Source organism: Rhizobium sp. P2_G2 (assembly GCF_056403555.1).
The window spans coordinates 1-20,837 of record NZ_JBFUFF010000003.1 but is presented as its reverse complement, the minus strand read 5'-3'; the positions used below and the strand labels follow the sequence as shown (position 1 = coordinate 20,837).

24 protein-coding genes and 3 pseudogenes are annotated in these 20,837 nt (G+C 60.4%); 8 read left to right on the top strand and 19 right to left on the bottom strand.

Translation table 11 applies throughout. The features are described from left to right. Nucleotides 1-17: 17 nt before the first annotated feature. Together AC1D06_RS03805 and AC1D06_RS03800 are read right to left on the bottom strand one after the other, a co-directional pair. Nucleotides 18-440, bottom strand: coding sequence for a GFA family protein (locus AC1D06_RS03805; protein WP_477985103.1), 423 nt, complete (start codon nucleotides 438-440; stop codon nucleotides 18-20). 147 nt (nucleotides 441-587) lie between these two features. After that, nucleotides 588-1,508: a sigma factor gene (locus AC1D06_RS03800; RefSeq protein WP_477985101.1), complete on the bottom strand. Its 921-nt coding sequence runs from the start codon at nucleotides 1,506-1,508 to the stop codon at nucleotides 588-590. 737 nt (nucleotides 1,509-2,245) lie between these two features. Between AC1D06_RS03800 and AC1D06_RS03795 the strand changes: the two genes are divergently transcribed. Continuing rightward, a complete protein-coding gene (locus AC1D06_RS03795) occupies nucleotides 2,246-2,605 on the top strand; it encodes an SPW repeat protein (protein WP_477877152.1) in 360 nt (119 codons plus the stop codon). A 157-nt stretch (nucleotides 2,606-2,762) separates the two neighbouring features. Here the strand turns inward: AC1D06_RS03795 and AC1D06_RS03790 are convergent, their stop codons facing one another. The 5 genes from AC1D06_RS03790 to AC1D06_RS03770 all read right to left on the bottom strand — a co-directional run bounded on the left by AC1D06_RS03790 (nucleotide 2,763) and on the right by AC1D06_RS03770 (nucleotide 6,379). Then, nucleotides 2,763-3,146 (bottom strand): RidA family protein, encoded by a 384-nt coding sequence (locus AC1D06_RS03790; protein WP_477985099.1) that lies wholly within the window; start codon nucleotides 3,144-3,146, stop codon nucleotides 2,763-2,765. Between the two features lie 23 nt (nucleotides 3,147-3,169). Further along, nucleotides 3,170-3,940, bottom strand: coding sequence for an amino acid ABC transporter ATP-binding protein (locus AC1D06_RS03785; RefSeq protein ID WP_477985097.1), 771 nt, complete (start codon nucleotides 3,938-3,940; stop codon nucleotides 3,170-3,172). Between the two features lie 7 nt (nucleotides 3,941-3,947). Continuing rightward, nucleotides 3,948-4,610 carry an amino acid ABC transporter permease gene (locus AC1D06_RS03780; protein WP_477985095.1) on the bottom strand — a complete coding sequence of 221 codons (663 nt, stop codon included), beginning with the start codon at nucleotides 4,608-4,610 and terminating at the stop codon, nucleotides 3,948-3,950. 5 nt (nucleotides 4,611-4,615) lie between these two features. Continuing rightward, nucleotides 4,616-5,278: an amino acid ABC transporter permease gene (locus tag AC1D06_RS03775; protein WP_477877156.1), complete on the bottom strand. Its 663-nt coding sequence runs from the start codon at nucleotides 5,276-5,278 to the stop codon at nucleotides 4,616-4,618. Between the two features lie 252 nt (nucleotides 5,279-5,530). After that, the gene (locus tag AC1D06_RS03770; protein WP_477985093.1) at nucleotides 5,531-6,379 is read right to left on the bottom strand and encodes a transporter substrate-binding domain-containing protein; all 849 of its coding nucleotides are present in this window, start codon (nucleotides 6,377-6,379) and stop codon (nucleotides 5,531-5,533) included. 42 nt (nucleotides 6,380-6,421) lie between these two features. Between AC1D06_RS03770 and AC1D06_RS03765 the strand changes: the two genes are divergently transcribed. Both AC1D06_RS03765 and AC1D06_RS03760 read left to right on the top strand, forming a co-directional pair. Next, nucleotides 6,422-6,988, top strand: a complete 567-nt coding sequence (locus AC1D06_RS03765; RefSeq protein ID WP_477985091.1) for a barstar family protein — start codon at nucleotides 6,422-6,424, stop codon at nucleotides 6,986-6,988. 157 nt (nucleotides 6,989-7,145) lie between these two features. After that, nucleotides 7,146-7,550, top strand: a pseudogene (locus AC1D06_RS03760) (GrpB family protein); the annotation flags it as partial. Nucleotides 7,551-7,730: 180 nt separating this feature from the next. On the opposite strand, the gene AC1D06_RS03755 reads toward AC1D06_RS03760, so the two are convergent. The 4 genes from AC1D06_RS03755 to AC1D06_RS03740 form a co-directional block, all read right to left on the bottom strand. After that, nucleotides 7,731-8,582, bottom strand: a complete 852-nt coding sequence (locus AC1D06_RS03755; protein ID WP_477985088.1) for an SDR family NAD(P)-dependent oxidoreductase — start codon at nucleotides 8,580-8,582, stop codon at nucleotides 7,731-7,733. Nucleotides 8,583-8,707: 125 nt separating this feature from the next. Further along, on the bottom strand, nucleotides 8,708-9,754 hold the full coding sequence (locus tag AC1D06_RS03750) for an AraC family transcriptional regulator (RefSeq protein ID WP_477985087.1): 1,047 nt from the start codon (nucleotides 9,752-9,754) through the stop codon (nucleotides 8,708-8,710). Nucleotides 9,755-9,765: 11 nt separating this feature from the next. Continuing rightward, the gene (locus AC1D06_RS03745) at nucleotides 9,766-10,596 is read right to left on the bottom strand and encodes an oxidoreductase (RefSeq protein WP_477985085.1); all 831 of its coding nucleotides are present in this window, start codon (nucleotides 10,594-10,596) and stop codon (nucleotides 9,766-9,768) included. Nucleotides 10,597-10,768: 172 nt separating this feature from the next. Then, entirely contained in the window at nucleotides 10,769-11,239 is a 471-nt protein-coding gene (locus AC1D06_RS03740) for a DUF2147 domain-containing protein (RefSeq protein ID WP_477985083.1), read from the bottom strand. A 399-nt stretch (nucleotides 11,240-11,638) separates the two neighbouring features. Between AC1D06_RS03740 and AC1D06_RS03735 the strand changes: the two genes are divergently transcribed. Continuing rightward, nucleotides 11,639-13,174 carry a tryptophan halogenase family protein gene (locus tag AC1D06_RS03735; RefSeq protein WP_477985081.1) on the top strand — a complete coding sequence of 512 codons (1,536 nt, stop codon included), beginning with the start codon at nucleotides 11,639-11,641 and terminating at the stop codon, nucleotides 13,172-13,174. Between the two features lie 6 nt (nucleotides 13,175-13,180). On the opposite strand, the gene AC1D06_RS03730 is transcribed toward AC1D06_RS03735, so the two are convergent. The 4 genes and pseudogenes from AC1D06_RS03730 to AC1D06_RS03715 all read right to left on the bottom strand — a co-directional run bounded on the left by AC1D06_RS03730 (nucleotide 13,181) and on the right by AC1D06_RS03715 (nucleotide 14,633). Continuing rightward, entirely contained in the window at nucleotides 13,181-13,492 is a 312-nt protein-coding gene (locus AC1D06_RS03730; RefSeq protein WP_477985079.1) for a type II toxin-antitoxin system RelE/ParE family toxin, read from the bottom strand. Continuing rightward, nucleotides 13,482-13,763 carry a type II toxin-antitoxin system ParD family antitoxin gene (locus tag AC1D06_RS03725; RefSeq protein WP_477985077.1) on the bottom strand — a complete coding sequence of 94 codons (282 nt, stop codon included), beginning with the start codon at nucleotides 13,761-13,763 and terminating at the stop codon, nucleotides 13,482-13,484. The genes AC1D06_RS03730 and AC1D06_RS03725 overlap by 11 nt, the downstream gene beginning before the upstream one ends. A 119-nt stretch (nucleotides 13,764-13,882) precedes the next feature. After that, nucleotides 13,883-13,954: pseudogene (locus AC1D06_RS03720) on the bottom strand (helix-turn-helix domain-containing protein); the annotation flags it as partial. A gap of 103 nt (nucleotides 13,955-14,057) precedes the next feature. Then, the gene (locus tag AC1D06_RS03715) at nucleotides 14,058-14,633 is read right to left on the bottom strand and encodes a TetR/AcrR family transcriptional regulator (RefSeq protein ID WP_477985075.1); all 576 of its coding nucleotides are present in this window, start codon (nucleotides 14,631-14,633) and stop codon (nucleotides 14,058-14,060) included. Between the two features lie 102 nt (nucleotides 14,634-14,735). On the opposite strand from AC1D06_RS03715, the gene AC1D06_RS03710 reads away from it, so the two are divergent. The 4 genes from AC1D06_RS03710 to AC1D06_RS03695 all read left to right on the top strand — a co-directional run bounded on the left by AC1D06_RS03710 (nucleotide 14,736) and on the right by AC1D06_RS03695 (nucleotide 17,532). Next, a complete protein-coding gene (locus AC1D06_RS03710) occupies nucleotides 14,736-15,554 on the top strand; it encodes an oxidoreductase (protein WP_477877167.1) in 819 nt (272 codons plus the stop codon). A 32-nt stretch (nucleotides 15,555-15,586) separates the two neighbouring features. Further along, nucleotides 15,587-15,916 carry a hypothetical protein gene (locus tag AC1D06_RS03705; RefSeq protein WP_477877168.1) on the top strand — a complete coding sequence of 110 codons (330 nt, stop codon included), beginning with the start codon at nucleotides 15,587-15,589 and terminating at the stop codon, nucleotides 15,914-15,916. A 101-nt stretch (nucleotides 15,917-16,017) separates the two neighbouring features. Beyond that, nucleotides 16,018-16,473, top strand: a complete 456-nt coding sequence (locus AC1D06_RS03700) for a DUF2147 domain-containing protein (protein ID WP_477985073.1) — start codon at nucleotides 16,018-16,020, stop codon at nucleotides 16,471-16,473. 57 nt (nucleotides 16,474-16,530) lie between these two features. Continuing rightward, nucleotides 16,531-17,532, top strand: coding sequence for an NADP-dependent oxidoreductase (locus tag AC1D06_RS03695; protein ID WP_477985071.1), 1,002 nt, complete (start codon nucleotides 16,531-16,533; stop codon nucleotides 17,530-17,532). A gap of 243 nt (nucleotides 17,533-17,775) precedes the next feature. On the opposite strand, the pseudogene AC1D06_RS03690 reads toward AC1D06_RS03695, so the two are convergent. From AC1D06_RS03690 to AC1D06_RS03675, 4 genes and pseudogenes are all read right to left on the bottom strand, one after another. Then, nucleotides 17,776-18,033 (bottom strand): annotated as a pseudogene (locus AC1D06_RS03690) (integrase core domain-containing protein); the annotation flags it as partial. Between the two features lie 224 nt (nucleotides 18,034-18,257). Continuing rightward, on the bottom strand, nucleotides 18,258-18,992 hold the full coding sequence (locus tag AC1D06_RS03685; RefSeq protein ID WP_477985069.1) for a helix-turn-helix transcriptional regulator: 735 nt from the start codon (nucleotides 18,990-18,992) through the stop codon (nucleotides 18,258-18,260). A 64-nt stretch (nucleotides 18,993-19,056) separates the two neighbouring features. After that, on the bottom strand, nucleotides 19,057-19,989 hold the full coding sequence (locus AC1D06_RS03680) for an NAD(P)-dependent alcohol dehydrogenase (RefSeq protein ID WP_477985067.1): 933 nt from the start codon (nucleotides 19,987-19,989) through the stop codon (nucleotides 19,057-19,059). 213 nt (nucleotides 19,990-20,202) lie between these two features. Then, the gene (locus AC1D06_RS03675; protein WP_477985065.1) at nucleotides 20,203-20,556 is read right to left on the bottom strand and encodes a nuclear transport factor 2 family protein; all 354 of its coding nucleotides are present in this window, start codon (nucleotides 20,554-20,556) and stop codon (nucleotides 20,203-20,205) included. Nucleotides 20,557-20,837: the final 281 nt, after the last annotated feature.

Here is a 20,837-nt window from a genome sequence, read left to right as displayed (position 1 = left end):
GATCCGCTCGGGCGGCTTCAAAGCAGACGTATATCGGCAGGTTGTCGGTCGAAGCGATCGTGGCGGCCATCCAGATAGTGAATTGGTGCTGCGGCCAATTCATCCGGGTTCACATCGTCGAGCAGTTGAACCTGAACGGCGTAGAAAACACCGCCCATGGTTTCAAGATCGCCACGGCCGGGCGTGCGGATGCCGCAGGCCTTGCAGAAATGAAATTGGATCGATGGCTCCGATCGACCAGGCGGTATCCACTGATACTCGGCCTGGGTTTCGCTACCCGCGACGAGCCGGTACCTGTCGGCTGGCGTGAAGATCAGCCAGGATCGTGCTTTCGTGCAGCTTGAACAATTGCACTTTATCGTACCTGCTGCGATATCGACATCAGCTTGGAAACGCACCGCGCCACAATGGCAGCCGCCGGAATAAGTCTTTAAAGTCATATGAGCGATCTCCTTTGTCATCGACGCCGGTTCGAACGGGTTCGAGCGGGTTCGACGATGGTTGCGCTCATAAGACGTAGCCCGGTCGCCGCGGGATACGTGGCCACCGCATTTTTTGACAGCGGCATTTTTTGGCCGAGTGCCGCTTCAAGTGTCGGTGATCGTGGTCAGCTCTGCGGCGTCGAGAATCCAGGAACTCTTGATATAGTCGGTGATACCGGTGATCTTGTCCTCGGTCGTGGTGAGACGGATCACCGAGAATGGGGTCTGCTCCGCGAGATCGGCGCGCAGGATGATGACCACCATTTCGCCGTCGATCGAACCCAGCGCCATGCGCCAGGGAATGATCGGACGTTCGTATTCGACAAAGTAGGGCGAGTCGGCCAGGCGGCCCGAGAAGCAATCGGCGACCCGCAGCCTTGCATCGGCGCTGGCAAGCTCACGCACGCCGTCCCAGTCGCGCCGATTGAAGCGATCCACATAGAGGCGCAGCAGTTCCATGGCCTCGGCATTCGGCATCGATCCGGCTGCTGGCGTCTGCGGCAATGCCTGCAGTTTTGCGCGCCCGCGGCTGAGCGCGGATTTCACGCCGCCGGATGTCGAACCGACCAGATCGGCGATTTCGTCGAGCGAATAGTCGAAGACGTCCTTGAGGAGGACGCAGGCGCGTTCCTTGGGCGGGAGGTGATAGACCAGTCGCTCAACGGCACGGCTGACACCGCCACCCGGCGGCTCGATCGGAAGAACGACATCGGACGGCATGACAGCCGTCTCCGCCTGTTGGCGAACACGCCGCCGGCGCAGGAAGTCGATGCATCGGTTGTGCGCGATGCGGAAGAGCCAATGGCTGAGCGCCATGCTCTGATCGTGCATTGCCAATTTGCGATAGGCTTCGAACAACGCCTCCTGCATGACGTCCTCGCCATCGAGGACGGAGTTCGTCATGCGCGCGCAGTAGCGGTGCAAAGCGGGGCGAAGATGCGTGATGGTCTCGAGAAACGCGGTGTGACCGGCATCGAATAGTCCGGCCGTTTCGAAATCGGTCCGCGGGTCAGCCTGGGTGTCCATCATCGTTCCTGCAGTCTCAGTACCCGGAGATATTTTCAGGTAGTTTGACAATTGACAACTGGGCGGCTTCGCATTTGTTGGGCGTGCGACTGGATAGACCTCGGTTGGAGAAATGCCGTCGCCGGTGTGGAGCTGAAAGAAATTGTCGCCGATCCAGCGATCGAATTGGCCGGCGATGACGAGGCCGCTGCCATACAGCAGCGATTGGGCGCGCTCTGTGCGCAGGCCCTTGCAACAGGCGATCGGCGATTTTCCCAGCGCCGCTGTGCGGCGGCGCTGCAGGGTGCGCGCGCTTTCCGCTGGCGATTTCTTGTTCTGAAAGTCCTGTGACAGCAGTGGGCAGCCAATCGACTGTGCTTCGCAAATGAAGCCTGTTGCCGCAGGCCTGATCACTTAAGGAGCGTGTCATGACGCATCGTGGCTGCGGCTGATCCTTCGAGGCGCCATTGCGCTTCACGTCATTGGGCACCATGGTGACGGGGTGGGCCGGACGCAGCGATGACCTGGGCGGTCGAGCTCCACGCTGTCGGCGGTGGGGAATGCCCCGAGCGAAGGCGAGCACTTGCCTGATACTTTCGTCCCCACCGAAAGTTAAGACAGGCGGGACGGCCGCGAACAGCTAAGATCTCAAAGACAAAATCTTTCAAAAGACGGTCCTTCCGTCATTATTTTCCTTGGGTCGAATGTCGAAGAAGAGGTATAATACTTCAGTTGAACTTCTAGTATGGAGGTCTGACATGCCCAATGTTCAGATGAAAGGAAAGAGTGCGCTGGATCTTGTCAATGTGGTCCTCGCGGCATGCGTCTTCGCTTCGCCATGGGTTGTCGGTTTCGTACCCGAAACCATGCCGAGCTGGAACGCGTGGCTTGTCGGAGGACTGCTTGGCGCGCTGGCGGTTGCCGAAATTTCGGTTTTCGCCGAATGGGAAGAATGGGTTGGCCTGGTGCTAGGCTGCTGGCTGGTCGCATCTCCCTGGTTGCTTGGTTTTGCAACCAACGTGAATGCGATGTGGACTGACGTGGTGCTCGGACTTCTCGTGGCCGCAGCATCGCTTTGGTCGGTCTGGCAGCAGCACCATCCTCATGCACACGCCTGATCGCAAATCCAAGGCTTTGCAGGAACCTGCCGCATAGGGCGGCAGGTCAAGATGTAGCGTAAGAACCTATGTGGCCGGCACAGACAAAGTAGCGTCCGGCGCGACGCCCGGCCACCAATGAATGGCTTTCCGCGTCAAAGCCCTCGCGCAAAGGCCGTCACTTCACCTTATAGGCCACGCAATCCACTTCCACCTTGCAGTCCACCATCATGCGCGACTGCACGCAGGCGCGGGCCGGCGGGTGGGCGCCGAAATATTCGGCATAGACACCGTTGAAACTCCAGAAATCGCGGGGGTCGTCGAGCCAGACGCCGACGCGCACCACGTCTTCGAGGCCATAGCCGGCCTCGTGCAGGATGGCGATCATGTTGTCGATCGCCTTGCGGCTTTCCTGGATAATGCCGCCCTTGACGATTTCGCCGTTTTCCATCGGCACCTGGCCGGAGACGTAGAGCCAGCCGTTCGCCTCGACGGCGCGCGCGAAGGGCAATGCCTGTCCGCCTGCGCCCGTTTCACCCGCGCCATATCGCTTGATCGTCACGTTCATTCTCCGTCTGCTGATGTCTAGTTGAAAGTCGAGTTTTTGAGGAATTCGGCCAGCCGCTCGGTCTGCGGCTTCACGAACATTTCGCGCGGATTGCCCTGTTCACCGATCCGGCCCTGGTTCATGAAGATCACCCGGTTGGAGGTCTCGTAGGCGAAGCGCATTTCGTGGGTGACCAGGAGCATGCTCATGCCGTCCTCGGCCAGCGCCTTGATCACCTGCAGCACTTCATTGACGAGTTCCGGATCGAGCGCCGAGGTGACTTCGTCGAACAGCATCAGTTTCGGGTTCATGGCAATCGCCCGGGCAATGGCGACGCGTTGCTGCTGGCCTCCCGAAAGCTGGCCCGGATAGTGATCGATGCGCGACAGCAGGCCGACCCGGTCGAGCCATTTCTCGGCCAGTGCGCGGGCTTCGTCCTTGCCCATCTTGCGGACCTTGATCAGGCCGAGCATGACATTGCGGGCCGCCGTCATATGCGGGAAGAGATTGAACTGCTGGAAGGCCATGCCGGTCAGCGCCCGCTGGCGGGCGATCTCGGCTTCCTTCTTGCGCCGGCGCACGCCGCCTACCATGTCATAGCCGATCGCCTGGCCGTCGATCTGGATCGAGCCGGCCTGGAATTCCTCCAGCATGTTGATGCAGCGCAGCATGGTCGTCTTGCCGGAGCCGGAGGAGCCGATGATCGAGATCACCTCGCCGCGCGTCATCGAGAAGTCGACGCCTTTGAGCACTTCCACGGTGCCGTAGCGCTTGTGCAGGTCGCGTATCTCAAGCAGTGTGTCTGTCACCTTGACCTCACGATGCAACCGTCACCTTGCGCTCGACATAGCGGCCGAAACGCTCGATGGCGTAGTTGATGACGAAATAGAGAAAGCCGGCGAAGAAATAGAATTCGAGGCTCAGGAACGTGCGCGAGATGATCTGCTGGCTGCGCAGCAAGAGCTCGGCGACGCCGATGATGGAGAGCAGCGTCGAAGCCTTGACCATTTCGGCGGCGGTGTTGACCCAGGCGGGCAGGGCGGCGCGCATCGCCTGCGGGCCGAGCACGTAGAGGAAGGTCTGCGAGAAGGTGAGGCCGATGGCTTTCGCCGCCTCGGTCTGCCCTTTGGGGATCGCCTGCAAGGCGCCGCGAGTGAGTTCGCCGACATGCGAGCTGCAGAACACCGACAGCGCCAGCACACCGGCTTCGAACGGGCTGAGATCGATGCCGATCGTGCCGAGCACATAATAGCTGGCAAGCACGAGGACGAGCACCGGCGTGCCGCGGATGAAATCCGTATAGGCACGCACCAGCAGACGGAACGGCTTGTAGCCATAGGTGAGCGTCAGCCCGACAGCGATGCCGAGCAAGGTGCCGACGATGATGGCGAGCAGCGAGATCGAGATCGTCATCCCCAACCCCTTGAGGAGGGGGATGCGGGCGATCCAGGCCTGGTGGAAAAAGGCGGAGAAATCCATGGCACTCACCTCGGCACGGCAAGCCGCCGCTCGATCATCCGCAGCAATGCGGCGAGCAGCGATGAAGTGGCGACATAAAGGCAACTGGCGACGATCCAGGTCTCGATGACGCGGAACGTCTCGACATTGATCTTGCGCGCCTCGAAGGTGAGTTCCGGAACGGCGATGGCCGCGGCCAGAGATGTGTCCTTGAACAGCGAGATGAAGGTGCTCGACAGCGACGGCAGCACATTGCGCAGCATCAGCGGAATGATGATCGAGGTGCGGATCTGCATTTCGCTGAGCCCGATCGCCAACCCGGCCTCGCGCTGGCCGGGCGGCACGGACAGAAGCCCGCCGCGAAACACTTCCGCCAGATAGGCGCCGGAATAGAGCGCCAGCGTCAGGATGAAGCTTTCGATCTTGTCGAGCCTGAGCCCGAGTTCCGGCAGCGCGAAATAGCTGAACAGCACCAGAACCAGGATCGGCGTGTTGCGGATGACCGTCACATAGAGGCCGGCCGGTTTTCTCAGCCAGAGCTTTTTCGACACCAGCGCGAAGGCAACCACCAGGCCGACGAAGAAGCCGACAAGGATGGCGGCGAATGCCAGGCCCAGGCTCAGCGCCAGGCCTTCGAGCAACAGATCGAAGCTCCGCCAGACGGCGGCGAAATTTAGTGTGTAACCCATGCAAGCCTACCATTCACGAAGATCAAACGGCCCCGCCCCGGGGGCAAGGGAAATCGCATTTTGGGGCGAAGACCTCTCCCCAATCACAAGGGGGAGGGACTAACCTGGCCGCACCGCGAATGCCTCAATTGGGGCCGAGGCGGTTCCGCAAGTCTTCTCCCCCCTTGTGGGGGAGATGGCCGGCAGGCCAGAGAGGGTCTTTACCCGGTATGCGATTGCCCGCCCGAGGGCGGGACCGCCGGGGAGAATGGCTTACTTATACTCGACCGGGAAGCCGATCTGCGGCGGGGTCAGGTCCTTGCCGAACCAGGTCTTGAAGGACTTTGCGTAGAAATCGAACTCGACGCCGGTCATTGCCTCATGCAGGGCGGTGTTGACGAAATTCAGCCAGTCCTGGTCGCCGCGCTTGACGCCGCAGGCATAGGTCTGCGGGTTCCAGCCGTAGCCGGCGTCCTTGTAGCGACCGGCATTCTGAGTCATGTACCAGGCAAGCGACGACTGGTCGGTGGCGGCGGCATCGGCGCGGCCGGATTCGAGCGCCTGATAGATCAGGTCCTGGGAATCATACTGGTCGACCTTGGCTTGCGGCAGAGCCGCATGCACCATGGCTTCGGCATAGACGTTCTGCAGCACGGAAATGGTGACGGCGGAGCCTGCGGCCTTCAGCGCGGCATAATCGGCATATTTGCTGTCGGCCTTCAGCATCAGGCCCACGCCTTCGCGATAGTAGGGAATGGTGAAGGCGATCTGCTGGGCGCGGGCGCCGGTGACGGTCATGAACTGGCAGGTAATGTCGACCTTGCCGGTGGTGATGTTGGGGATGCGGGCATCCGACGACTGGTCGACATATTCGACCTTGTTGGGATCGTCGAACAGCGCCTTGGCGATGATATGGCCCATGTCGACGTCAAAACCCACGAGATTGTCGTTGGCATCCTTGAAGTGCCAGGGCGCATTGGTGCTGCCGGTGCCGACGATGAGATGTCCGCGTGCGAGGACTTCGTCAAGCTTGCTTTTGGCCTCCTGCGCCAAAGCCGGCGCGGCGCTGAGCGCGAGCGAGGCCAGGAAAGAGAGTGCATAGGCGCGTAGCGATTTGGTCATGGTCATTCCCCTCGTTTTGATAGTGTCCAATATAATAGACATGTGTCCATAGCATTGGATATGGTGATAAAGCGGCAGGATGAAGCGATTGTCAAGGCCTGGATGATGGTCGTGGCAAAAGATGTGGGGGGAGGGATGATGGGCGGGCGGTGGCGATCGGGAACCTGCCGTCATCTGGGTAAGGCCAACCCAAGGGCAGTGCGGGCAAAAACAACCCGTACGGACATTGAATTCTTTCAGGAAGATGTGTCAGTTTTGCCGAATGGTATTGTCCGCCATCAGCCCGTCGTGGATCCAACGACGATCAAACTTGCCAAGGTTGCCAGCATGCCCCTGATAGTTGATTGCGCAAACGCCGCCAGCGGCGAGGTGTTTTGGAACAGGTATGAAAGTGCCGTCGGAAGGGATAACTGCGCCTTTTTCGGAAGAAACCTTGATGCTCTCTGGGATGCCATTGTTGGCGGAGGGCCGGGCTGGCCCGATTGCACGCATCTGATTTTCGCGAATTCCGCCGACCTCGAAGGCTTGGAGATCAAGGGCGTCCATCTTTTGACAAGGCTTCGCGATATCTCAGCCGCCGTCACTGGTATGAAAGTCGAACTTTCATAGAGTTTTGCTGTCCTCGTTCCGCAAGTTTGCGTAGTGCGGCCTCCCGAGGCAAGAAAGCGACCGTTTCCCTGCTCGCCGATAACGCAGGCTTTGCGCGACTGCTTTTTCGGCTCTGCAACGTGGTGTAGTATCCTCGTCCTATATCGAGGAAACACACATGTTGGGCCTCAAACACAACACGAATGTCCTGTTCGATTACCATCCGGGTTGGGAGGTCGAGTTCAACTCCGAACGGCAGCGGCTTGCCGCGGCGCTTGGCGATATCCCCAGAGGAATAGAGCACTACGGCTCGACAGCGGTGCCAGGCATGCGTGCCAAACCGATCCTGGACATTCTGGTGGGTGTTCTCCCGCTGTCAAATTGGCAGAAGTGCCACGACCCCCTGCTCGGGCTCGGTTACGATTATGCAGCGCATGCGGGCGTGCCAGGGCACTACATTTTCGGACGCGGCCGCGACATGACCGAGCGGACACATCTGGTGCATGTCGTCGAATATATGGGCCAGTCCTGGCAGTCGAACTTGGCCTTGAGAGATGCGTTGCGGCAGAATCCGGAGCTGCGTGCGGCATATAATATGCGGCCGCGGCATCGCCGGACAGTCGTGCGCAATACAACGAGCTCAAGCATGAGTTCATTGAACGCGCCAAGGCTCAGCTGCTTGCGGCAAGAGAGAATGGGCATGGGAATTAGGGTGGGGGCGCCAGCCCCACACCCAAGCCGACAAACGGCCACAGCGTCGAGCCTAGAGCGATGCAATCCTGTGCTGGGGCGCCGAGCCTTGTGCCATGTTCGAAGCATCCGCCCATGCCTCCCAGGAGGCGAGACGCTCGGCATAGGCTTTGCGCACCGCGGGCATGCCTTCCGTACCCAGGAAGAACCGCAGCGGCGGGTTCTCGTGGTCGACGATCGCGAGAACGGCCTCTGCTGTTGCATGGGGATCGCCAAAGTCCATCTTGGCGCCTGCTTCAAAGGCATGCCTGCGGAGTTCGGCATAAGCCTCGAGCATTGACGAGATCGCGAGGGAGGATTCCGTGGAGAAATCGGTGGCATAGGCGCCCGGTTCCAGCAGGGTGACCTGGATGCCAAACCCTTTCACTTCCTGCGCCAGCGCCTCGTGCATGGCTTCGAAGGCCCATTTGGAGGCGTTGTAGAAACCGGAGATCGGATGCGCGACGAGGCCGGCGACGCTGGAGACGCCCAGAATATGGCCGTGGCCCTGCTGGCGCAGCAGCGGCAGCGCGGCCTGGATGACCCGCAGCGCACCGAAGAAGTTGGTCTCGAACTCGTCCCGCACGTAGGCTTCGCGCGCTTCTTCAATGGCACCGACCAGGGCGTAGCCGGCGTTGTTGAGGACGATGTCGAGCCTGCCGAAATGCGCATGCGCCTTGGTGACCGCGTCCCAGGCCTGGTCCGGGTCGGTCACGTCGAGGGTGAGAGGAAGGACGGCATCGCCGTAGCGGTCGACCAGATCCTTGAGTTTTGCCAGCGAGCGCGCCGTTGCGGCGACCCTGTCGCCGCGTTGAAGGGCGGCTTCCGCCCAAATGCGGCCGAAGCCGCGGGATGCTCCAGTAATGAACCAGACTTTGCCAGACATGATAATGTTCCAGGATTGTTGACGTTCCAGCCTATGCTGTGCGCGAGAGGTAACACCCGGACGCCACTGCGACAGTGGCAAGGCATGCCAATCCGTTTGCGCTCGGCGCCAAAGCGGTTGCGCCGTCAATGCAGGGAGATGTCCGGGCCAAGCTGGCCGCCGGAACTGTGGGCATGACGTTCCCGCCACTGGTTCGGCGTCACGCCTTCCCAGTCGCGGAAGGCCCGGTAGAAGGAACTCGCATCCTGGTAACCCAGCAGGCAGGCCACTTCGTCGATCTCGGCCGCGGGATCGGAAAGCAGCTGCCGCCCCAGCTCCTGGCGAGCCTCGATGAGCAGTTCCCGGAAGGTCGCGCCCTCCTCGGTAATCCGCCGCTGCAATGTGCGTTCGCTCAAGCCCATGTCGGCAGCCACGTCGGACAGTTCCGGCCGGCCGCTTGCGAGACTGCGCTTGAGCACGATCTTGACCTGCTCACGGATGGAACTGCGGGCCTGGATTTCACCGAGGGCGGAGCCAAGGGCCGGGGTGAGGAGTTCGAGAAGCTCCGGATTGTGGCCTGGAAACGGGCGGTCCAGATCGGCCGACTTGAGAACCAGCACATTGCCGGGCGCGTCGTAGCGGATAGGACAGCCGAAATAGGCCGCATGTGCGCCGCTCTTGGACCGCGGGCGCTGCAATTCCACCCGCACCGGCGTCAGCCGCTGGCCGGTGCCCCGGCGTCCCAGCTCCACCAGGGTGGCGAAATCGACATCCACGGCGATCGCCGGCTCCGGCGCGGTGGCATAGATCCATTCGAACATGACAGTGCACTCGCCGCCCTCTTCGGTAAAATGCAGCTGCTCGGGGGTACAGAGGCGCTTGAACCGCGAGAGGCGGGAAAGGCCGTCGCGGAAATCGCGGGCATAGAAAGCCGCAAGGCTGGAGGGCGGATGCACAGCGGTTTCCGCTGCTTCCACCAGCCTCATGCCGAGACCCGGATCCTGCGTCAGTTCCTCCAGCGCCCGCCACACCGCGAAGAATTGTGCTGTGGTGACCAGACCCTGGCCGTTCAGATGCAAGGTCGCCGGCAGGCGTGCCTGCCGCAACAGAGCCGCCGCGGGCACGCCGATCTGTTCGACCGCGGGCCAGAAGGCCCTTGGGATTTTACACCTGTCCGCCGGCGCTCCACTCATCCTCGTCTCCCTCAGCGCATCTGGCTCAGAATGATGCGATCGAACATCCGGTCGCCGAACCACTTGCGAATGGTGATCATCGGCTTCGCATATTTGCCGGCGACGTAACGCGTGCGGGGCCTTCTTGCCCGAACCGCCTTGGAGACGATGTCGGCGATCACGCGCGGATCGGTGCCGCGGCCTGGTCTATAGGCTTCTCGCGTCGATTTGGCGACGGCCTGTGTTACCTTGGCATAGGCGCCCTGGCCCGAGCGCTTGAGCAGGCCATCGGCAACCACATCGCCGAAACCGGTCTCGATCAAGCCAGGCTCGATGATGACGACCCGTATGCCGAAGGGGGCGAGTTCCAACCGGAGGCTGTCCGACCAGCCTTCCAGCGCGTGCTTGGTGGCATGGTACCAGGCGCCGAGCAGGGTATAGATCTTGCCGCCCATGGAGGTGATGTTGACGATCGTCCCGGCGCCTTTTTGGCGCATGGCCGGCAGCAGCAACTGGGTCAGCCGTGCGGGGCCGAACATGTTCACTTCGAATTGATAGCGGGCCTCTTCGAGGCCGATATCCTCGACCGGGCCGTAGAGGCCGAAACCGGCATTGTTGACCAGGACATCGACGCCACCGGCTTCGGTCAGAATGGTCTGGACGGCGGCCTGGATCTCATCGTCCCTGGAAATGTCCATGCTGAGCGGCCTGGCGCCGAGCCGGGCAAGGTCATTCATCTTGTCGACCTGGCGAGCGGCCACGTAAACCTTGTAGCCATCGGTGATGAGCCGCTTGGCGATCGCCTTGCCCATGCCGGAGGATGCTCCGGTGACGAGTGCTGTCTTCTGTCTGTTGTCAATCATATCGACCTCTCTTGGTTATGAGACTGATTATGGGGTCCCATGTCGGATCGATCACTGACGAAGGATGCCAGGGCATTTGCATAATGCGCCAATCATGCGCCCGAACACACCACCAAGCAACGATTGAACAGGTGGAGACGCGCCGGACGTCAATCGTCCAACGCGCAAGATGTCAGCTGCTGACCCGGTGGAAGACCTGGGTCTGGCCGAGCAGCGAGACGCCGAGATAGCCCCTCAACAGCATTTTTCCGCCATCGAGCTCAGCCTTGCAATTATAGGTGCGGCCGGAGGAGCCGTCGTAGATCGAGCCTCCGGTCCATTTCCCGCCGTCCCAGCGCAGCCCCCAGAGGAGTACGATGTTTTTGAGGGAACGGGAGCGCAGCGAGGGGTTCGGATTCCTGGTGTCCTTCTTGAACGTGACGTTGTCGGCTTCGACGACGTGGTTGCCATAGAGAAGGTGGGCCTGGTACGCGTCGCCCGATTTGTACATGTCGATCTTGACGCTGCCATCGTCAGCTGCCCAGGTACCGATAATGGCATCTGCAGCCGGCTCTCCGGCAAAGGCCGCGGGGGCAAAAAGCAGTCCGGCAGTGACCAGCGCCATTGCGATGGCCATTCGTCTGAATAGATTGAAGGTCTGCATGAGATGTCCTTTAGATGTTTGGCTGCCGCCGGCGCCAAAAGGTCAGCGGTCGGGGCGATGGCTGTCGTTACTTTAGGATGTCTCGGCGGCTGGGCCGGCTCGACTTCCATCCTTGAGCGCCGAGATATCGGGTCTCGGCGCCCCCCGTTTTCTAAGGATGGGTACGCTCTTTAGCAGTGGCAGATACTGCCAAATGGCTTGCGGCCGATGCCAATCGAGACTGTGCCGGCGCGGGGCTAAGGCCTCTTTCCGTTACCGCTCCTGTCCGCATCCTCGCGGCGAAGGTTGCGTGAACCATCCGCATTTTTGACGCCATATCAGCCGATCGGCCTTGTTCATCGGTGGCAGGATAACGTATCCCCTTCATGAGAAACGCAAAATCCAGGGGGGAGCCGCGGGATGGAGAGAGAGCCGCATTTCGTCATCGTCGGGGGAGGCACGGCCGGCTGGCTGGCGGCATTCATCATCCAGGATGGCCTCAAGCGCCAGAAAATCGCTGCGCGGATATCGGTGGTCGAATCCTCGAAAATCCCCACCGTCGGTGTCGGCGAAGCATCGACCGCGGCGTTCCGGGTGATGATGCAATATTTCAAGCTCGACGAATTCGAATTCTTCCGTGAAACGGGCGCGAGCTTCAAGCTCGGTATCCGTCACCAGGATTGGCGCCGCAAGGGTTTTACCTATTACGGCCCGATCGATGACCCGCATCAGGTCGTGACCCCGCCGGAAGGCGCGCCATCGGACTATCTCAACGTCTTTTCCGTCGCCGCTGGCCGCAAGGTGCAGGATATGCATCTTTTCGGTCCGCTGCTGGAACAGAAGAAAGCGCCTTATGCGCTGAGGGATGACGGATCGCTGATCGCGCTCGGCCCCTTCCATCATGCCTTCCATTTCGACCAGGCGCGGGTCGGCCAGTTCCTCAAGCGCCGGTCCAGAGGCGTCGAGATCATCGACGCGACGATTGCCGGCGTCGAGCGCAATCCCGAGAACGGCAATATTGCCGCCCTGGTGTTTGAGGATGGCGCGCGGCTGGAGGGCGATTTCTTCGTCGACGCCTCCGGCTTCCGCAAGCGGCTGATCGTCGGCGAGCTGAACGCGCCCTGGCTCTCCTATGCTCAGGAATTGCCGGTCAATCGCGCCATGCCGTTCTGGGTCGATGTCAAGGAAGGCGAAGAGCTTGCCAACTACACGCTCGCGCACGCTCTGAGCTCCGGCTGGATGTGGCAGATCCCGACCCAATGGCGCTATGGCTGCGGCTATGTCTATTCCGACGAGTTTTTGGATCCGGACGGCGCCAAGCGCGAGATCGAGGCGCTGCTCGGCCATGAGATCGAGGTGCGCGGCGACATCCATTTCCGCATCGGCCGGCTGGAGACGCCGTGGATGGGCAATTGCCTGGCCGTGGGCCTGAGCTCAAGCTTCATCGAGCCGCTGGAATCGACATCGATCCACGGTACGGTCGTCCAGATGATGCTGTTTGCCGAACACTATCTCAAGCATCCCGACCGGATGACGGAGGCGGACCGCGCCGACTACAACAAGAAGTTCGGCCGGCAGGTCGATGACTTCAGGACCTTCGTCAACACCCATTACGTCACCGAACGCGACGACACGCCGTTCTGGCGCAATGTCCGCGCCGAACGCCTGCATCCGGAAACCAGGGAGCGGCTTGCCCGCTGGAAGCGCGAAATGCCGCGGCACGAGCATTTCGGCGACTTCCTCCATGGCCTGCCGCATATCGAGACCCAGCTCCACTATCCCGTGCTCGATGGGCTTGGCCTGCTCGATCCCGCTGTCGCGCGCGCCGAGATGGAGCGCGACCCGGCGCTGAGGAAATTTGCGCGAGAGACGGCCGACAGCCTGGTGAAGGAATATCGGCTAGCATCTGCGCGCGCGCTCGGCCATCGGGAGTTTTTGGAGTATGTGACGCGGTAGGGGTTTTCAGAAAAGGGTAGTCAGGTCGCGGCGGCTATCGACGATGCGTACGATTTCCACGGTGCGCACATCCGCATCGTCATCATCGGGGATCGTTTCATAGAGGATGATATAAGGCGCTTCGACCAGCATACGGGCCGTTGGGAAGATTTCYGGATGACGCGGGCCAAGGCGGGGATAATCCACCAGCATGTTCGCCTTCTGGCGGAATTGCTGGAAATATCGTTCGGCGCTCCGTGGCTGCTCCTGGCCTATATCGAGATAGATTGTCTTGGCGTCGGCACGCGCTTGTCGCGTCCAGATAAGTCTAGCCGCCATGAGAGCGGATGGCTTTCAGTTCCTCTCGCGCCTCTTCGAGCAGTTCGTCGAAATCGACAGGCGTGGCAGGGCCGCTGGCCTTGCCCTCAGCCCAAAGTTCGCGGAGGCGCTGAATATCGCCGCGCCGTTGCTGCCACTTGGCCGACCAATCCCGCATCGCTTCGCGGACGACTTCGCTGCCGCTGGCATAAGCGCCGCTTTCGACGGCGTCACGAAGCAATTGCGCATGCTGCGGCGTCATCGAGACACTGACTTTTTCGACATTGGCCATGGTTGGTCTCCGAAAATTCGGTGGTAATAATTACCACCGACGCCGGTCTGTTGCCAAGCATTTTCGATCACGTGCGGCCGGGCGATATCAAGCTTCGTCAGGCCAGTATCACACCCGTCTCAATAAAGCGGCGGCGTGATCACCCAGACCACTTTCACCGGCTCGCTGCCCGAATTCGTACACCGATGCGTCTCGGTGCTCTTGAAGGAAAAGCTGTCGCCGGCGTGGAGCTGAAAGAAATGTCACCGGTCCAGAGGTCGAGCCAGCCGGAGTTCTCATGCCCACCGTGCTCGTTTAGTCCTGCCGCGGCTCTGCCAGCCGCAGCGCCGCATCCGCGCCTGCTTTCAACATGCGGGCCGACAACGCAGTCCCCTCCAGGGTGCGGGCAAGCTGAAGCGTGCCGATAAGGGTGGCGAACATCGCCATTGCCGTGTCTTCGGCATTCGGTGTTTGCGGCGGTAGGGCCGCTGCCAGCTGGTTGACCAGGGTCAGGAATCGTTGGGTGTATACTTGGCGTGTCTCTGCCGGCTGACGCGCGAGTTCCGGCAGAAGCGCTGCAAACGAGCAGCCATGTGCCGGGTCGTCCCGATGCGCGGTTGAGAGATAGGTGGCTATAGCAGCCGCCAGCCCGCCGGCGGCGATGGCGTCCTCTACCTGTTTTGACAGATCTTCCAGCGCTGCCGCGACGGTTTCCCGCACCAAGTCCGCTTTGGATTCGAAATGGGCGTAGAAGGCCCCGTTGGTCAGCCCGGCATCGCTCATAACGCTGGCAAGTCCGGATGCAGCAATACCGTCACAGCGAAACCGCTCCGCTGCGACCTTCATGATGTGGCGACGCGAGGCGTCCTTTCGACCTTTTTCGTAGCGCATGATTCTCTTTAGGGCTTTTCAAATGATATTACGAGTGTTATATCATAGTACGATCATAATTTAAAGAGCGGCGAAAGGCTTGCCGCGGATTTGGAGAACGGAATGAACATGCAGTCGCAGCGAACCGCGATCGTGACGGGGGCCTCCTCGGGCATCGGCCGCGCCACCGCCGAGGCCCTGGCCCAGGCGGGATTCAAAGTCTTCGGGACGAGCCGCCGGATGACCGGCAGCAGCCCGCGCAACGTATCGATGCTGGTCTGCGATGTGACGGACGATGCGTCTGTCCATTCTCTTGTCTCGACGGTGCTGTCGGAGGCCGGCCGGATCGATGTCCTGGTCAACAATGCCGGCATTGGCCTCATTGGCGGTGCGGAAGAGTCTTCGATCGCTCAGGCGCAAAGGCTGTTCGATGTGAATGTCTTCGGGGTGGCTCGCGTGGCGAATGCGGTCCTGCCCATCATGCGGAGCCAGAAGCGGGGCAGGATCATCAATATGAGCTCGATCCTGGGTCTTATCCCGTCGCCTTTCAACGCCTTCTATGCCTCCACGAAACATGCGATCGAGGGCTATTCAGAGTCGCTTGATCACGAAGTGCGGAACTTCGGTATCCGGGTCGTGCTGGTCGAGCCCGGTGTCACCCGAACGTCGTTTGAAGACAACCTTACGAGGGTCGACCAGCCGCTGTCGGTTTACGACACGGCGCGCAAAAGCTCCGAGGCATTGATGCGCAAATGGGTCGGCGCCGGCGATTCTCCGGAGGTCGTTGCGGCAACTGTCGTCAAGGCGGCCACCGCCGCCAAACCCAAACTGCGCTATTCGGCCGGCAAACAGTCGGGCCAGGTTCGCTCGCTGCGTCGCTATTTCCCGGAGGCCATGGTCGACAAAATCCTGCGCAAGCAATTGGGTCTCGATCGAGTTTGATGACCATGCGGGTGAGCCCCAGGAAAATTCCTATGAAAACAGCGGTGCTGTGTGCGCTGGCGCTGGTCGTTTCCGGCTGCGCCAAGCAGCCCGGGCAGATAGCGGCACTGTCGGTCTCGACCGATCCCTATCTGCAGCTGCCCTGCACCCAGCTTGTCGCCGATCGGGCTGCCAAACAGGTCGCCCAGCAAAACCTCGAGGAGGCCCAGCGCAGGGCAGCTGAGCGTGACATGGGAGCCATGGCCGTCATCCATATTCCCATCGCCGCCGTCACCGGCCAGGACAGGCAAGACGATGTTGCCCGTGGCAAGGGCGAACTCAATGCAATCGAGGCTGCGATGCAGTCCAAGGGCTGCAGGTGAAAGATCCGGCACCGCGGGCGCGCGGTGCACTTCTGCCGCCCATCAAACCCGGCCGCGGCCGGCTTTTAGACAAATGACACTCAAGCTCCCGGAGACAATAGATGACTTTCAAGCATGCGGCCATGCTGGCCATCACACTGACAACTGCGCTCACCTGCTCCATTGCCAGGGCGGATGACACGTCTCCCGTCGGCCTGTGGAAGAACATCGACGATGTCAGCGGCAAGTCCAGAGCACTGATACGCATCACCGAAACGAACGGAACGCTGCAGGGCACCGTCGAACAGGTCTTCCCGGCCCCCAGCGAAGATCAGAATCCAAAATGCGTCAAATGCGAAGGCGCTCTCAAGAATGCGCCCATCGTCGGCTTGCAGATTCTATCCGGACTGAAAAAGGATGGCGACGACTATGCCGATGGCCAAATCCTCGATCCGGAGAGTGGCGAGCTCTATCGCAGCAAGCTGCACCTGCTCGACGGCGGCAGGAAACTCAATGTGCGCGGCTATATCGGCATATCACTGCTGGGCCGTTCGCAGACCTGGATACGTCAGCAATAGCGCCTTCAGACAATCGGCGAAAACCGGAAACAGAAACACAATGAACGGGAAAACAACATGAAGGCGTTCTTCATCGATCGATATGGCAAGAAGAATGGCGCACGGATCGGCGAACGGCCGGATCCGGAACTGCGCGACGGCGACGTGCTGGTCCAGGTTCACGCTGCCGGCGTAAACCCGCTCGATTCCAAGATCAGGGATGGCGAGTTCAAACTGATCCTGCCCTATCGTTTGCCGCTCATTCTCGGCAACGAAGTGGCCGGGGTGGTGGTCCGGGTCGGGCCGAAAGTCAGGCGCTTCAAGCCGGGCGACGAGGTCTATGCGCGGCCGGACAAAGACCGCATCGGCACGTTCGCGGAATTCATTGCCATCCGCGAAGCCGACCTGGCGATCAAGCCAAAGGACCTCAGCATGGAGGAGGCGGCCTCGATTCCTCTCGTCGGCCTGACCGCCTGGCAGGCACTGATTGAGAAAGCCAACCTCAAGAAGGGCCAGAAAGTCCTGATCCATGCCGGCTCCGGCGGCGTCGGAACGTTTGCGATTCAGCTGGCAAAGCATATCGGCGCAACGGTTGCCACGACGACCAGCACTGCGAATGTCGACCTAGTCAGGAATCTTGGTGCGGATATCGTCATCGATTACAAGAAGGACGATTTCGAGACGGTCCTCAGTGGCTATGACGTCGTCCTGAACAGTCTCGGCAAGGACACGCTCGAGAAATCCCTCCGCGTGCTGAAACCCAGCGGCAAGCTGATCTCGATCTCCGGTCCGCCCGATCCCGATTTTGCAGACGAACTCGGATCGGGCTGGTTTTTGCGGCTGGTCATGCGTCTCTTGAGCTCCGGGATCAGGAAGAAGGCAAAGTCCCATCGCGTCGGTTATTCGTTTCTGTTCATGAGGGCGAGTGGCGATCAGCTGCGCGAGATCACTTCACTGATCGATTCCGGCATCATACGGCCGGTCGTGGACCGCATTTTCCCCTTCGCATCGACCAGCGATGCCCTGGCCTATGTCGAGACCGGGCGAGCAAAAGGCAAGGTCGTCGTCAAGGTGAGATGATGGCTTCTGGACGACGAGCGCGCGGTCGTAGAATTGTGTTGACCACAGATCGTTGTCGATTTCTCTGAGCGCGATTTCCTCTCCGGCGATGACGGTGGAGATATAGATTTTGTGGCCGCGCCACTTGATCTCTCCGTTGGATCGCACCCGTCGGATTTTCGTGCCTGCCGGGTAATTCGGCTCTGGTATCCTGGCGGGCATCGGCCTCGGGCTTGGTTGGTAGAATCGGCCCGGCGGCTTTTGTCCGAGGGCCTCGTGCGGGTGCTCGTGATTATAGTCGTGACGAAAGCGATTGAAGCGGTGCTGCTGTTCATCCTGGCTGTTTTGCGATGACAGCATTGCCTCCTTGAGCGTCGGATGAAACCGCTCATGGCGGCCATTCTGTTGTGGCTGGCTGGGATCGATGCGCTCATGGCGGATGCCAAGCCTCGTCCAATGCGCCGATATCTCGGTCAATCCGGTGACCGAGGCCGCACAGAACGGTGCGCCAGCAGACGACACGTCGGACACCAACCGTTTGAGGTGCAGAATGTCAGCTGCCGGAACGATTGCGCTCTGTGCGCGCACCAAACCCGAGGCGATCCTGCGGGGTTGGGGGAGTGTTGCTCTTTGGGTTTGATTGCCGTGAGTCCCAGCGCCAATTGATGAACGGATAGCGCAAGAAAAATCTCATGTTGTAAAGGTGGACGATTGCCTGCAGCGCCTGATCGGCTGCAGCCGCCAAGCTATGTCTTGCCGCTGTCTTGATTTATTTGCCGCGGCGCTTCGAATTCTTGCTTCGCCTGCTCGGCCACCAATAAACGCCATTGCCTGACCAGCTCACGTCGTTTCCCAGGGTAGCGATCGGCTAGAAGCTCGGCCTGACGAATCCGATCGGCCCGGAACATGCGAAAATCCTGCCTCAGCTCGCACCAGCCAGCGATAATGCGCCGGGAGTCGAAGAAGGCGACGGCAATCGGCCAGATCACCCGTTCGCTCTCTGCATCCTTCACATCCCGGTAAGTGATCCGGAGCTTCATTTGCTGCTGCATGGCCTGGCGCAGTATCTTCAGGTCGATGGCAGGCGTGGGGAGCGACGCGTGACTGACGTGAAAATCGTTGTCGTTCAGTTTGTGGCGGAGTTCGGACGGCAGAACCGCCTCGATTTTCGAAAGCGCATCGTGGGCCGACAGCGCCAGTTCGTCATCAGTCTGGCGGCTGACCCATTGAATCCCGAGGGTAATGGCCTTCAGCTCCCGTTCCGAGAACATCAGTGGGGGCAGCATAAAGCCCGGCATCAGCACGTAGCCGAAACCGGGTTCGCCTTCGATTTCCGCGCCCATGGATTGGAGGAGCGCCATGTCCCGGTAAATTGTCCGCAGCGAAACGCCGGTTTCTTCCGCCAGATAACTGCCGGAGACGGGCTGGCGGTGCCGGCGTAGTATCTGCAGCAGATCGAAGAGGCGCTGGCTTTGGGACATGACGGCATCCTAGCACGGGACGCGCCAGAACAAGGCCGCAACCTTGTCCTGGTACCCCGCCGGCCTAATCCATGCGGACCACGACTTTTCCGTTGAGTTTATGACCCTGCTCCAGCTTCGTGAGCATGACAATCGCGTCTGCCAGCGGGATGATCTCGGCAATCGGCAAACGCAGATTTCCTTCAGCTGCTGCGCTCGCGAGGCCGTCGAGGATGTCCGCCCGTGCGGTGCAGATGATCGGCTTGAGCCTGCGGTCGAAGATGGCACGAATGAACTTGCCCATCGTCGGGTTGATGTCCAGGAAGACTCCGCCCTTGCGCAACAGATGGAGGCCTGTGGCCAATCTCATGGTGGCAGACGTGTCATAGACGACATCAAATCGGTCGCCGATCGTCGCCAGATCGGTGGTGCGATAATCGAAGGCCTTTTGAACCCCGATCGCGCGCGCCCTTTGCATCGCCCCGCCGCTGCAGCTACCCGACACCGTTGCGCCAAGCCGGCGGGCGAGTTGCACCGCCGTTTCGCCCACGGCGCCGGTGCAGCCGCTGATGAACACCTGCTTGGTGCTCTTTAAGTCAGCCTTGTCAAACAGACCATTCCAAGCCGTGACACCTGGTGTTGCGAGGCAGGCCGCCTCTTCAAACGAAACCGGCTCCGGCTTCTTTGCCAGAAAGGTTTCGGGGGCGATGACGGCTTCCCCAAAAGCGCCGCCGTCCTTGATGTTCGCCATGCCGAAGACGGCATCACCGGGCCTGAAACGCGTCACGCCAGATCCGACCGACGTGACGACCCCGGAAAAATCGCTACCCATGGCGCGGGGGAACGTTTTACCCGTCACCATTTTCAGATGGCCGTTGCGGACCTTCCAATCGATCGGATTGATGGCGGCAAAGCTGACCTTTACTGCGACTTCGCCTTTGCCTGGCGCACGCCGCTGGAATTCCTCCAGCCGCATCAGCTCCGGACCGCCGTATTTGTGATACTGAATTCTTTTCATGCTAGTCCGTTTCTGTTCAGGGTGGTTGCGACGACCTCAGCGAGCGGTGTGCTCGACCGGCCCAAAGGCGCGGCAGGTTGGTGCTGCCAGTATATCTATCGGCGACGATGTCTGCCTCGAAGCCCGGCAAACCGGCACCTGCCGGCGCCTGGGCATGGTGATCGACCATCACCCACTGCTGCAGCGATGATGATCATGGACGCGTTCATTGTCTTACCGTGTCCCGAAAACGCTTTTGTCGAAGAGCGCCTTGATCCCGGTGATTTTGCCATCCTCGACCTTGAAATACTTGGTGGAGAGGACATTGGGGACGGGATGGGTATGGGTGTAGTACATCAGCAGAGCCGTCATCTCGTCGCCGAAAGCGGCAACCATGGTTGCACCCTTGAGCATGCCGGCGAACTGCGTTTCCGACGCGTGCAGTGCGTCGCCGCCTTCGATGACGCCAAACGGCGTTTCGGAAACCACGTCGCCTGCGACGACCTTCATGGCCGTGGCGTGATCGTGATTTTTCCAGGCCTCATAGTAGGCCAAAGCGACCTGAAGCGCGGGGCTGTTGTTTGTCATAGTCATACCTTTCGTTGTCAGTGGTTGGCTAAACCTTTCATAGCGCGGCCCAGTGACATAGGATGTCAGCATGATGCGTTTAATGATTGTATTTATGCTATACATTTCTCTTTGATTGTGTTCGTCGAGTCGGTGGCCTGGGGAACTCGAGGCGGACATTGAATGGCRATTCGGCGGCATACGCGATATGATTGGCTTTAGACTTGAAGCTCGGGCGTGGCATGTCGCACGCTGCAGTCCAAAGGGGGTGGGTGTGGCGGAACGGTGGACCACGACAGGCC

Coding starts and splice junctions, on each gene's coding strand:
- AC1D06_RS03700 (WP_477985073.1), top strand. CDS start 16,018: ATGACTTTCAAGCATGCGGCCATGCTGGCCATCACACTGACAACTGCG.
- AC1D06_RS03795 (WP_477877152.1), top strand. CDS start 2,246: ATGCCCAATGTTCAGATGAAAGGAAAGAGTGCGCTGGATCTTGTCAAT.
- AC1D06_RS03680 (WP_477985067.1), bottom strand. CDS start 19,989: ATGAAAAGAATTCAGTATCACAAATACGGCGGTCCGGAGCTGATGCGG.
- AC1D06_RS03755 (WP_477985088.1), bottom strand. CDS start 8,582: ATGTCTGGCAAAGTCTGGTTCATTACTGGAGCATCCCGCGGCTTCGGC.
- AC1D06_RS03725 (WP_477985077.1), bottom strand. CDS start 13,763: ATGGCCAATGTCGAAAAAGTCAGTGTCTCGATGACGCCGCAGCATGCG.
- AC1D06_RS03805 (WP_477985103.1), bottom strand. CDS start 440: ATGACTTTAAAGACTTATTCCGGCGGCTGCCATTGTGGCGCGGTGCGT.
- AC1D06_RS03695 (WP_477985071.1), top strand. CDS start 16,531: ATGAAGGCGTTCTTCATCGATCGATATGGCAAGAAGAATGGCGCACGG.
- AC1D06_RS03775 (WP_477877156.1), bottom strand. CDS start 5,278: ATGGGTTACACACTAAATTTCGCCGCCGTCTGGCGGAGCTTCGATCTG.
- AC1D06_RS03675 (WP_477985065.1), bottom strand. CDS start 20,556: ATGACAAACAACAGCCCCGCGCTTCAGGTCGCTTTGGCCTACTATGAG.
- AC1D06_RS03740 (WP_477985083.1), bottom strand. CDS start 11,239: ATGCAGACCTTCAATCTATTCAGACGAATGGCCATCGCAATGGCGCTG.
- AC1D06_RS03735 (WP_477985081.1), top strand. CDS start 11,639: ATGGAGAGAGAGCCGCATTTCGTCATCGTCGGGGGAGGCACGGCCGGC.
- AC1D06_RS03715 (WP_477985075.1), bottom strand. CDS start 14,633: ATGCGCTACGAAAAAGGTCGAAAGGACGCCTCGCGTCGCCACATCATG.
- AC1D06_RS03685 (WP_477985069.1), bottom strand. CDS start 18,992: ATGTCCCAAAGCCAGCGCCTCTTCGATCTGCTGCAGATACTACGCCGG.
- AC1D06_RS03745 (WP_477985085.1), bottom strand. CDS start 10,596: ATGATTGACAACAGACAGAAGACAGCACTCGTCACCGGAGCATCCTCC.
- AC1D06_RS03710 (WP_477877167.1), top strand. CDS start 14,736: ATGAACATGCAGTCGCAGCGAACCGCGATCGTGACGGGGGCCTCCTCG.
- AC1D06_RS03800 (WP_477985101.1), bottom strand. CDS start 1,508: ATGGACACCCAGGCTGACCCGCGGACCGATTTCGAAACGGCCGGACTA.
- AC1D06_RS03770 (WP_477985093.1), bottom strand. CDS start 6,379: ATGACCAAATCGCTACGCGCCTATGCACTCTCTTTCCTGGCCTCGCTC.
- AC1D06_RS03780 (WP_477985095.1), bottom strand. CDS start 4,610: ATGGATTTCTCCGCCTTTTTCCACCAGGCCTGGATCGCCCGCATCCCC.
- AC1D06_RS03750 (WP_477985087.1), bottom strand. CDS start 9,754: ATGAGTGGAGCGCCGGCGGACAGGTGTAAAATCCCAAGGGCCTTCTGG.
- AC1D06_RS03705 (WP_477877168.1), top strand. CDS start 15,587: ATGAAAACAGCGGTGCTGTGTGCGCTGGCGCTGGTCGTTTCCGGCTGC.